The sequence below is a fragment of the Kitasatospora sp. NPDC097605 genome (assembly GCF_040302725.1).
Lineage (GTDB): Bacteria > Actinomycetota > Actinomycetes > Streptomycetales > Streptomycetaceae > Kitasatospora.
The window spans coordinates 95,257-106,733 of sequence record NZ_JBEOSF010000002.1; the positions used below are offsets into that span (position 1 = coordinate 95,257).

The following is an 11,477-nucleotide window of genomic DNA, read 5'->3' on the forward strand; positions in this document are numbered from 1 at the left end:
GGTCCGCGAGCTGACAACGTTTCGGTTTCAGCGGACGGCAATCCCGTCCAACCCCTTCCAGCGCGATGCGACATGTGCCATTTTACATGTCACACAAGACCGCCTCGCGCCCCACGCGAGGCCCAACTGCCCCGGAGGCCCCCACAGATGATCCGGATCTCCAAGGCCAACGCGCTCAGAGTGCCCGCACTCGGCGCCGCCTTCTTCATCGCGCTCGGCCTGTTAACGCCGCCGAGCCAGGCCACCCCGGCCGGCACCGTGGTGCCCGTCGACGCCGGGTCCGCCACCGCCCCGCAGGGCATTCCGTTCCCGAAGTCGCCCGACTCCAGGGGCTACGACCCCTACCGCGCCCCCGCTCAGGACTCCAGCGCCCAGACCGCCCAGCAGAACGCCCCGGCCCCCGAGGCCGGTGCCGCGGCCAAGGGCCTCGTCGCGGCCTCCCCCTCGGACCCCTGTCCGCCGGACCTCTCCGCCGTGATCAACGCCACGGGCAGCGCGTTGGTCCAGGAGCTCAAGAACCTGCCGCGGCCGGACTGCGCCTGGAAGCTCTTCGACCTGAACGCCGACACCTCCGCGGTGGCGTTCAACGAGTCCAAGATGGTGACCGTCGCCAACGCGCTGCGCGACACCGCCGCCAACTACCCCGGCGACAACAGCACCTCCGTCGGCCAGCTGGTGGCGTACCTGCGCGCCGGTTACTACAAGAAGGAGCAGTACCCGGCCGCCCTCGGCGCCTACGGCCCGGCGGTCGACCAGGCGGCCGTCGGCGCGCTGGACGTCTACTTCGCCGAGGCGCACAGCAAGGACGTCACCAACGCCAACGGCGAGCTCCTCGCCGAGATCCTCAAGGTGGTCGGACAGTCGCACTCGGCCGGCCGGTACCTCGGCCAGGTCAAGTGGCTGCTGGACAACTACAAGAGCAGCTGGCCCAAGCCGATGGTCAACAGCGTCGGCCAGCTCGACTGGGTCGTCCAGGACGCCTTCGAGTCCAAGACCGACGCCTCGGGATGGAAGGCCGCCCTCAAGGCCGACCCCAGCGCCTTCGACACCTGGCTCGGCTTCATCAACCGCAACGACCGCCAGCTGAACCGCTGGGACGTCGTCAGCAGCGTCGGCCGCCACCTCGGGTACTTCCTCGGCATCCCCGAGTTCAAGGACCGCACCAAGCCGGTGCTCAAGGACCTGATCCACCGCTACCCGAACACCGGCCCGACCGCCGCGCTCACCATGGGCCTGGGCTGGGCCACCCGCGAGTTCGACAAGGGCAACTGCGCCACCTACGACATCTGCGACCTGGCCACCCGCCTCCTGCCGGTGATCCTGCCGACGCAGCGCGTGTGCTCCCCGGACCTGAAGATCCGGGCGCAGGACATGTCCCCGGGCCAGCTGGACGCCACCTGCGAGAGCCTGACCAAGCAGGATGCCTACTTCCACAAGATCATCGGTGACAAGGGCGCCATCCCCGGGGACGTGAACACCAACCTGGAGGTGGCCGTCTTCGACAACAGCGACGAGTACGGCTGGTACGCCTGGGCCTTCTACGACATCGACGTCGACAACGGCGGCATGTACGAGGAGGGCGACCCGACCAAGCCCGGCAACCAGGCCCGCTTCATCGCCCACGAGGCGTCCTGGCTGCAGCCGGACTTCGACGTCTGGAACCTCAACCACGAGTACACCCACTACCTCGACGGCCGCTACAACATGGGCGGCGACTTCGAGGCCAGCCAGACCACCCCGACCATCTGGTGGGTCGAGGGCATCGCGGAGAACATCTCCGCCGGCTACCGGGGCGAGCGCAACGACAAGGCGATCGCCGCGGCCCGCGAGAAGACGTACAAGCTCAGCCAGCTGTTCGACACCACCTACGACGAGACCGCGAGCGCTGACATCAACTCGGCCCGTGTCTACCAGTGGGGCTGGCTGGCCGTGCGCTACATGCTCCAGGAGCACCGCGCCGACATCGACACCGTGCTCGCCAAGTACCGCGCCGCCGACTGGAACGGCGCCCGCACCTTCCTGAAGCAGACCATCGGCACCCGCTACGACGCCGGCTTCGACGCCTGGCTGACCAAGTGCGCCACCAACGACTGCGGCCCGCTCCCGGAGGCGCCGACCGGCCCGGTCGACCCGACCACCCCGGTCTGCACCAACCCGGACACCCGCCAGTTCGACAACAACTGCCGCCGTGACAACCTGGCCGCCACCGCCGGCAACTACAGCTACCACTTCATCAACCTGCCGGCCGGCGTCAAGACGCTGACCATCACCAGCAGCGGCGGCACCGGCAACGCCGACCTCTACTACGGCACCAACTGGGCCACCACCACCAACTACCAGGCCAAGTCCACCAACGCCGGCAACGGCGAGACCCTGACCATCACCAACCCGCCCGCCGGCTGGGCCTTCTTCAGCCTCGCCGCCCAGCAGGACTTCGCGGGCGTCACCCTCACCGCCCAGTACCAGTAGGCAGTAGGCCGTAGGCAGTACCCAGGACCAGGGGGCCCCGCCGGTGTGCGAACGGCGGGGCCCCGCGCCGTCCCTACAACTCCTCGTCCGGGGAGAGGCGGTGGACGCCGGGCAGGTGGCCGTCCAGCTCGCCGGGCTCGAAGCGGCACATCCCGACGGCGTGCCAGAACTCGCCGGCCACGTCGCCCTCGCACTTGTAGGCGCCGGAGGGGAGCAGGGCGGCCCAGCCGTCGGGGGCGCCGAGGAGGGTGGCGAGGGCGGTGGGGCGGCCGTCGGCGGGAACCCGCCAGAGGCGGACGGTGCCGTCCTCGCCGCCGCTGGCCAGCAGCGAGCCGTCCGGGCTGAAGGTGACGGCCAGGATCCGGCCGGTGTGGCCGCGCAGTCCGGCCAGTTCGGCGCCGCTGAGCGGGTCCCAGATCCGGACCACCCGGTCGTCGCCGGCGGTGGCGAGCAGCGCGCGGTGCGGGTGGGCGGCGGCACTCCAGAGCCGGCCGACGTGGCCGGTGAGGCGGTGGCGGACGGCGCGGTCGGCCCAGATCAGCGCGGTGCCGTCCCAGGAGACGCTGGCCAGCCAGGTGCTGTCCCGGGAGGGCGCGACGGCGTACACCCGGTCGGTGTGGCCGCCGAGTTCGGCCTCGACCCGCCCGGTCGCGATGTCGGAGATCCGCACCTTGGTGTCGTCGCAGCCGGTGAGCAGCTGCCGCCCGTCCGGGCTGAAGGCGATGGAGCGGACCCGGCCGCGGTGCTCGCGCAGCGTGGTGAGGTGGGCGCCGGTACGGCGGTACCAGATGCGCACGGTGTCGTCGTCGTTGGCGGTGGCGACCAGGGAGCCGTCGGCGCTGAACGCCTCCGCCCAGACGTGCTCGGTCTCGACGTCCATCTCGCGCAGGTACTCGCCGGTGCGGGCGTTCCACAGGCACAGGTCGCCGTCGTTGGTGGCGGTGGCCAGCACGGCCTCCTCCGGGCTGAAGACGGCGGAGACCAGCCGGCTGCTGCGGCCGGAGAGTTCGCGTACACGGCGGCCGGTGGCCGGGTCCCAGATCCGGATGGCGCCGTCGTTGCCGCCGGCCGCGAGCAGGGTGCCGTCGCCGCTGAAGGTGAGGGAGTTGATCCGCCGGCCGTGGCCGCGCAGCAGTTGGCGGCTGCGGCCGCTGGCCGGGTCCCAGAGCCGGACCCGGCCGTCGTTGCCGCCGGTGACGAGCAGCGGGTCGCTCTCGGCGCCACCGCGGCCCGAGCCGGGCCGGAACCGGCAGGCCCAGACGGAGCCGCGGTGCTCGGGGGGCTGGCGGCGCAGCGGTACCACCTCGCGGACGCCGGCCGCCCCGACGGTGCCCGCGCCCTCGGCGGCGCCGACCCGCCAGACCCGGACTCCGCCGTCGCTGTCGCTGGCGGCGAACCGGGTGCCGTTCTCGTCGAAGGTGACCTGGTAGATCTTGCCGGTGGAGTCCTCGGCCCGGCCGGCGGAGGTGCCGTCGAGGGGGTTCCAGAAGCGGATCTGGCCTTCGGTGTCGCCGCTGGCGAGCAGGTCGCCGTCGGGGTGGAAGGCGAGGGTGTAGATCCGGCCGGCGTGGCCGGGCATGCTGTGGCGCAGCCGGCGGCCGGCGACTTCCCAGATCCGTACGGTGCCACCGGTGCCGTCGTCGGGTCCGCCGTCGGCGGTGGCGACGAGGGTGCCGTCCGGGCTGAAGGCGGAGCGGTAGACGGTGCCGCGGTGGCCGGGCAGGACGGCGAGGCGGCGGCCGTTGACGGTGGACCACAGGCGGGCGCCGCCGCCCTGGTCGCCGGTGACGATCACGGTGCCGTCGGGGTTGAAGACGGCGGTGTAGACGGGTGCGGCGTGGCCGGGCAGGCGGTGCAGGGGCTCGCCGGTGGCGGTGTCCCAGAGGGTGACGACGCCGTTGAGGTCGCCGGTGGCGACCATCCGGCCGTCGCGGGAGAGGGAGACCGGCCAGACGCCGCCGGGGTGGACGTCGAGGCGGTGGCGGCATTCGCCGGAGACGGGGTCCCAGAGCCGGACGGTGCCGTCGGCGCTGCCGGTGGCGAGGATGTCGTCGGCGAACTTGACGACGTAGACGCGGCCGATGTGGTCCTTGAGGGTGCGCAGGGCGACGCCGCTGACGGCGTCGCAGACCAGGACGCTGCCGTCCTCGGAGCCGACGGCGAGCAGGTGGCCGTCGCGGCTGAAGGCGACCGGTTCGGGCAGCCGGGTGGAGCGGACGTCGAAGCCGTAGGGGACGCCGACCTCGGAGGGGCTGAAGCCGGCTTCGACGGGCAGTCCGGGGGCGATGGCGGCGGCGCGCAGTTCGGGGGCGGCGAGGACCTGGTCGTCGGTGACGGCGGAGATCAGGGCGGCGCGCTGCCAGTGGCTGCCGCGGAGTTTGGCGCCGCGCAGGTCGGTGCGGATCAGCCGGGCGCCGTGCAGGTCGGCGAAGCGCAGGTCGGCGCCGCCGAGGTCGGCGGAGTCGAGGCGGGCGCCGGCGAGGCGGGCGCCGCGCAGGTCGGCGCCGGCGAGGTTGGCGCCGAGCAGCCGGGCTCCGCGCAGGTCGGCGCCGAAGAGGTCGACGCCGGACAGGTCGCGGTGCGAGAGGTCCTCGCCGGCGAGGGTGGCGCCGCGCAGGTCGGTGTGGGCGGGGACGCGGAGCCGGTCGAGGACCTTGACGGCGTTGAGCCTGACCGTCTCGGAGGTGGTCTCGGCGGCGTCGAGGACGGAGCGGGCCCAGTTCTGGCAGACCTGGTGGTCGGCGAGGTCGCAGAGGAACTCGACGGCGAGGCGGCTCAGCGGGCCGCGGGCGAGCAGGGCGGTGTCGCCGCGTTCCAGTGCCTCGGCGGCGGCGCGGGCGACCAGCCATTCGACGACGGAGCCGTGGATGAACTGGAACATGCCTTCGTCGGAGCGGACCAGCAGGCTGCCGGAGCCGACGGCGTGGGCGACCTGCGGGGTGGGCATGCGGTTCTCGGCCAGGCCGCTGAGCACGCCGGCGATGTCGACGATCTCGTCCAGCGGGATGGAGCTGCGCCCGCTCTCCCACAGGCGCAGCGCGAGCATGGTGACGGCCTGCCAGAGCTGGTCGAGGTAGAGGCCGGGGGCGGCACCGGGGCCGCCGTGGCCGCGTTGTTCCTCGAAGCGGAGCCAGGCGGTGAAGACCTCCTGGTAGAGGCCGGCGGCGCTGAGGGCGCGGCCGGCGCCGGCGACGGCGCGCAGCCGGTCGTGGTCGAGGTCGGCGACGAAGCTGAGCAGGCGGGGGTTGCGGCACAGGGCGAGGAGGTCGGGGATGCCTTCGAGCAGGCGCATCCGGCGGGCGGCGGCCTCCTGGTCGCCGTAGCGGTTGCCGAGGTAGCCGCGGATCTGGTGGGGGGTGAAGTCCTGGACGGCGATGAGGCGGCGTTGCGGGAGCAGGCCGACGCGTTCGCCGAGTGCGGTGAGGACCTGTTCGTGGGAGCTGAAGTGCTGGGTGCGGCTGGTGACGACGATCTTGGCGTTGTCGACGGCGGCGTCGAGGAGGACCTGGAGGTGGTCGGCGGCGCGTTCGTAGCTGACCCGGTTGACGAGTTCGTCGAAGCCGTCGAAGAGCAGGACGACGCGGCCTTGGCGGAGCATGTAGCGGAAGGCCCGCAGGTCGAGGGTGTCGATGCCGTGTTCGGTGAGGTGGGCGGCGACCAGGCCGTCCAGCGAGTGCGCTTTGTCGAGTGCGCTGAGTTCGATGTACAGGGGGGCCAGGTGCGGGAGTTCGGCGGGCAGCCGGCGGGCGAGCTCGCGCAGGGCGAAGGTCTTGCCGCGGCCGAAGTCGCCGAGCAGCAGGACGAAGCGGCCGTGGTCGGAGTCGAGCAGCCGCAGCAGTTCGTCGACCAGGCCGTCGCGTTCGTCGGCGGCGGGGCGTTCGGCGTCGCGGTAGCGCTGGGGCAGGTAGAGGTCGGGGTGGTACTGGCTGTCGGTGGCGAGCCGTTCGGTCTGGGCGGCGACGTGGCCGCGCAGGTCGATCAGGCCCTGGAATTCGAGGAAGCTGCGCAGCCGTACGCCGCGGCGGCGGGCCCGGTCGCGCAGTTCGCGGGTGGGCGGCGGGCCGTCGTGGACGAGTTCGGCGTCGAGGGCGGTGCCGTCGGCGTGCACCGATTCGGCGAAGCGTTCGACCTCTTCCTCGGTGGGGGTGCCGACGCAGGCGGCGACGCGCTGCTGGCGGACGAGTCCGGATTCGGCCCAGGTGACGAAGAGCTGGGTGGCGGTGCCGGCGACGGGGCGGATCTGGGCGCCGGGGTGGCGGGTGCGGCAGACTTCGGCGACGCGGGCGAGCAGGGCGTCCTCGGGGGTGGCGAGGGCGCGGGTCTCGTGGTCGGTGTCGGCGGGTTCGCGGACCTCCTCCAGTTGCGGGGGGCCGGCGTGCGGGGCCGGTTCGGGGGCGGGGAAGGCGCGCTCGGCGCGGCGCCAGGGCACGGTGAGCCGCTGGCGTTCGCCGGTGGGGGCGGGCCAGCGGGTGAGGCCTTCGCGGGTGAGTCGGAGCAGTTGGTGGGCGCCGGGGGCGGTGGCGCCGAGCACGGGCAGGTCGCCGGCGGCGGTGGTGAGGGTGCGCTGGGCGGTGCGGCCGTCGTCCGGGCCGTGCAGCAGCAGGTGGAGGCGGGGTGCGGTGAGCCGGGTGAAGCGATCGGCGTCGCGCAGCGGTTCGGCGCCGCTTGCGTGGGCGGCGCGGGCGGGGGCGATGTTGGCGGAGCGCGCGCCGGAGCCCGGGGTGACGGGGTGGCGCACGGCGCCGATCCGCAGCCAGCCGTCGTTCTCGTAGGGCCGCAGGGCCTGGGCGAACCAGGCGGCCTGTTCGGGGCCGAGCCAGCCGTAGCGGTCCTCGGGACGGTGGGTCCAGGCCATGGAGGAGTTGAGGGCGGCGACGACGGTGCCGAGTTCGGGGACCGGGAAGAGGGTCCAGGGCTGGGCGCTGTCGAAGACGACGTCGAGGCCCTGGTAGAACTCCTGGAACAGCCGGGCGTAGTGCCGCCACTTGGGCCAGTACGGCGGGGCGGGGCGCAGTTCGTCGGCCTCGCAGGTGGCGAAGTAGGCGCGGGAGGCGGCCTGGTTGACGTCCTGGCCGCCGGGCAGCAGGGCGACCCGGTGGGGTTCGAGGCCGAGCAGGGCGCGGATGCCGGTGAGGAAGGAGAGCGCCTGTTCGCACTCGCGGGGGCTGCCGGTGGCGGTGAGGTCGCCGGTGACGACGACGAGTTCGGGCGCGGGGGCGCCGGCGTCGGCGAGTTCGACGAGGTCGCCCCAGATGGCGGCCTGCAGGTGGACGGGGTCGTGGCCGCTTCCGAAGGCGGGTCCGGCCAGGTGCAGGACGGTGACGGCCTCGCGTCCGCCGGGGCGGCCGGCGGCCTGCGGGTACTCGGGCTGGACGGTGGGGCGGCGGCGTCCGGCCCGGCCGGTGCCGCCGACCTGGCGCGGGGCGGGGACCGGGCTGCGATCCTGGAGCGGGCCGCCGGAGCCGGCGGTGCCGGTCGCGGGGCCGGCGGCGGCGCCGTTGCCGGGGTAGCCGGGGACGAGGTCGGGGCGGGCCCGGCCGTCCATCGCCTGGGCGACCCGGGTGAGCAGCAGTTCGCGGGCACGGGCGGGCTCGGTGACGCCGACGAGATCGATGTAGGTGAGGGTGGCGAGCAGGCCGTCCACCGGGATGTCCTCGATCCGGACGGTCACCAGCCGTCGCTCCGGCGCGTCCGGGTCGGCGCGCAGCGCGGCCTGCCATTCCATCCGGCCGTAGCGCGAGCGCTCGTAGTTGCGCGAGAGCAGCGCGATGACGGCGGCGGACTCGGTCACGCCGCGGTCCATGAAGTCGACGAAGTTGGTTCCGGGCACGAAGTCCCAGGCCTGGAGGAAGGCCCGGTAGCCGGCTTCCTCCAGGGTCCAGGCGATCCAGGACGCCCAGCGTTCGTCGGCCGGCGAGTAGCTGATGAAGAAGTCGATCGGCCCGGGGCCACCCGGGGTCGCGTCAAGAGCCCCCATGGGAGGAGCTTATGACCGATCCGGAGAGGCTCAACCCTGTTTCACCGCAATGGATCCGGGTGGTTTTCGATCGCGACCCGTCGAACGCGGGAGCGGACTGCGGCCTTCCGTGCGACCAGCGGCCTCGACCGGCAACGTCTCGTATGCGACCCTGACGTCCGTGTTCGCGTACTGGCCCGCCGTGAAGCGGCTGCATCCCCTGGACCTGCTCGCCGGGGGACTCCTCGCCATCGGCCTGCTCCTCCTCGCCACCGGGCTCCTGCCGACGGACTCCGCCGGAGCGGCCGTCCACCGGATCGCCCCGCTGCTGGCCTTCCTCGGCTCGGTCATCGTGCTCGCCGAGCTGACCAGCGCCGCCGGTGTCTTCGACGTGGTGGCGGCCTGGGTGGCGCGGGCCGGGCGGGGCAGCTATCCGGCGCTGTTCCTGCTCTGCGTCGGCTTCGCCGCGCTCACCACGACGGTGCTCAACCTGGACACCACCGCCGTGCTGCTCACCCCGGTCATGCTGGCGCTGGCCAGCCGGGTGGGCATCGCCCCGCTCCCGCTGGCGATGACCACGGTCTGGCTGGCCAACACGGCGAGCCTGCTGCTGCCGGTCTCCAACCTCACCAATCTGCTGGCCGCCGACCGGGTGGCGCTCTCCCCCGCGGGCCTGGCCCGCGCCATGTGGGCGCCGCAGCTGGCGGCGCTGCTGGTCACCATGGCCTGCCTGTGGGGCTTCTACTGGCGGCGCGGACGGCGCGGCGCGGCGACGTACGCGCCGCCCGAGGCGCACCGGCCCGGGGACCGGGTGCTGTTCCGGATCTGCGCGCTGGCCTGCGCCGGCTTCCTGGCCGCCAGCCTGGCGGCGGTGGTCCCGCTCTGGGCGGCCTCGGGCGCGGCGGCGGCCGTCGTGGTGGCGGCCTTCGCGGCGCGCCGCCCGGAGGCGCTGCGGGCCTCGCTGGTGCCGTGGCGGCTGCTGGTGATGGTGCCCGGCATGTTCCTGGTGGTGCAGACCGTGGACGCGCACGGGCTGCACCGGCTGCTCGCCGACGCGATCGGCGCCGACGGCGGCACCCTCGGCCTGTTCCGGGCCTCGGCGGTCGGCGCGGGCCTGTCCAACCTGCTGAACAACCTCCCCGTGTACCTGGCCGGCGAGGCCGCCGTCCCGGAGGGCAACCACACCCAGCTCCTGGCCCTGCTGATCGGCACCAACGTCGGTCCCCTGATCACCCCCTGGGCCTCCCTCGCCACCCTCCTCTGGTACGAACGCTGCCGCTCCGCGGGCCTGCGCGTCCCCCTGCGCGGCGTCGCCGCGACCAGCACGGTCCTGGCCCTCGGCGCCGTCGCCCTCGCGACGGCCGCCCTGGCCCTGACCGCCGGCGCGTGACCGGCGAACGGCCGGATGTGGAGCAATCAGGGGGCCAACCCGGACCCGGCCGGGCCGGTGGACTCCGCCAGCAGGGCGAGCAGGGCCGGGAGGACCTCGGGGCGGGCGGCGACGTAGCTGCGGGCGGTGTCCGGCCGGCCGATCCGGGCGTCGAAGGGGCCACCGTCCAGGGTGCGGACCTCCAGACCGGCCTCGGTGGCGAGCAGGAGGCCGGCCGGCAGGTCGATCTCCTCCGCGCGGTAGCCGACGAAGCCGTCGATCAGCCCGCAGGCCAGCAGCGACCAGGTGAGCAGCGGCGCCCACAGCTGGAGGACCCGGCGCGCGCCGCTCTCCAGGCCGTCCTTGAGGGCGCGCGCCACCGGGTCGCCGGCCGGTACGCCGTGGCCCTGGGTCCAGCCGAGCACCGGTCGGGCGGCGCCGGGCGGGCCGGTGGGGGCCCGCAGCCGCCCGGTCGGGCCGTACGCGCCGGCGCCGCGCACCGCGCGCCAGGTCCGGCCGGCCACCGGGTCGTGCACCACGCCGAGCACCGGCTCGTCGTCCACGCAGAGCGCGATGCCGACCACGTAGGCGGGCAGGCCGATGGCCACGTTGTTGCTGCCGTCCAGCGGGTCGACCAGCCAGGTCCGCCGGGCGCCGGGCGGGCCCGCGCGCTCGCCGCCCTCCTCGGCGCGGATCCGGTCGGCGGGGAAGCGCTCGGCCAGCCGGCGGGTGACCAGCTCCTCCGCCAGCAGGTCGAGCTCGGTGACCACGTCGCCGTCCGCGCCCTTGGCGTCCACCCGGAAGGCGCCGTGGAAGCGCGAGCGCAGCAGGGCGCCCGCGTCCTCGGCGGCGCGCACCGCGACCCGGCACTCCCGCGCGAACTCCCCCGCCCCGTCGCCGGGGTCAGCCGTCCAGGTGTCCACCGATCCTCCTGGCCGCCTCCTGCGCGATCCGGGCCGTCCGGTCCGCGTCGCAGAGCCGCCGCACCACCCGGCGGGCGGCGCCGTCCACCGGCCCCAGCACCACGTCCACCGGCCCCGGGACGGTGCGGCCGAGCACGACGGTGGCGGTGGGCGTGCCGTCCGGCAGCACCGTGGCGTGGAACTCCCCCGCCCGCAGGGTGTAGGTCTCGCCGCGCCCGCTGGTCTCCTCGGCCAGCGCCTCCCAGCGCACCAGTCGCGCGGTGGGGCGGACCTCGTCCACCCCTGCGGCGGCGTCGCTGTGCACCTCGTAGGCGCGGTGGGTCGGCCGTTCGGGCTCGTCATGCACCCCGATCCGCAGGTTGCCGATCCGGCCGTAGAGCACGCTGCTCTTCAACTCCCAGCTGTGGCAGTGGATCTCGCGCTGCCCGGCGGCGGTCACCGGGTCGAAGACGTGCACGCAGACGCCGAGGGCGCCGTCGCGCAGGACCGGCAGGCAGTAGAAGCCGAGCGGGTGGGCCACCGCGCGCACCACCCGGGTGCCGCTCGCCACTTGGGCCAGCAGTCCCCCCACCAGCGTGTCCAGTCCGGGCTCGGCGACGGTGCGGCCGGCGGCCCGGTCGAGCGTCGTGAACAGGTCGTTGCTCATCGCTCCCCCTTGCTCCCCGTCCAACATGCTAGGACCGGGGAGAAGTTGACGGCCAGCCGATTGACGTCCCGGGCGGCGGTTTCCCGTTGCCGTTTCGGTCCGCCGTCGGCATCG

General features: G+C 74.0%; 5 protein-coding genes. 2 read left to right on the forward strand and 3 right to left on the reverse strand.

Features of this window, described 5'->3' with window-relative positions; translation table 11 throughout:
- Window positions 1-147 precede the first annotated feature (147 nt).
- Window positions 148-2,469 carry a M9 family metallopeptidase gene (locus ABTX81_RS02530; RefSeq protein WP_350541082.1) on the forward strand — a complete coding sequence of 774 codons (2,322 nt, stop codon included), beginning with the start codon at window positions 148-150 and terminating at the stop codon, window positions 2,467-2,469.
- A gap of 73 nt (window positions 2,470-2,542) precedes the next feature.
- Here ABTX81_RS02530 and ABTX81_RS02535 read toward each other — a convergent pair whose 3' ends face one another.
- Window positions 2,543-8,446 (reverse strand): WD40 domain-containing protein, encoded by a 5,904-nt coding sequence (locus tag ABTX81_RS02535; protein WP_350541083.1) that lies wholly within the window; start codon window positions 8,444-8,446, stop codon window positions 2,543-2,545.
- Between the two features lie 160 nt (window positions 8,447-8,606).
- Between ABTX81_RS02535 and ABTX81_RS02540 the strand changes: the two genes are divergently transcribed.
- Window positions 8,607-9,815, forward strand: a complete 1,209-nt coding sequence (locus ABTX81_RS02540) for an ArsB/NhaD family transporter (protein WP_350541084.1) — start codon at window positions 8,607-8,609, stop codon at window positions 9,813-9,815.
- Window positions 9,816-9,841: 26 nt separating this feature from the next.
- On the opposite strand, the gene ABTX81_RS02545 is transcribed toward ABTX81_RS02540, so the two are convergent.
- Both ABTX81_RS02545 and ABTX81_RS02550 read right to left on the reverse strand, forming a co-directional pair.
- On the reverse strand, window positions 9,842-10,717 hold the full coding sequence (locus tag ABTX81_RS02545) for an inositol monophosphatase family protein (protein WP_350541085.1): 876 nt from the start codon (window positions 10,715-10,717) through the stop codon (window positions 9,842-9,844).
- The gene (locus ABTX81_RS02550) at window positions 10,698-11,363 is read right to left on the reverse strand and encodes a hypothetical protein (protein WP_350541086.1); all 666 of its coding nucleotides are present in this window, start codon (window positions 11,361-11,363) and stop codon (window positions 10,698-10,700) included. The genes ABTX81_RS02545 and ABTX81_RS02550 overlap by 20 nt, the downstream gene beginning before the upstream one ends.
- Window positions 11,364-11,477 lie beyond the last annotated feature (114 nt).

Coding starts and splice junctions, on each gene's coding strand:
- ABTX81_RS02550 (WP_350541086.1), bottom strand. CDS start 11,363: ATGAGCAACGACCTGTTCACGACGCTCGACCGGGCCGCCGGCCGCACC.
- ABTX81_RS02530 (WP_350541082.1), top strand. CDS start 148: ATGATCCGGATCTCCAAGGCCAACGCGCTCAGAGTGCCCGCACTCGGC.
- ABTX81_RS02535 (WP_350541083.1), bottom strand. CDS start 8,446: ATGGGGGCTCTTGACGCGACCCCGGGTGGCCCCGGGCCGATCGACTTC.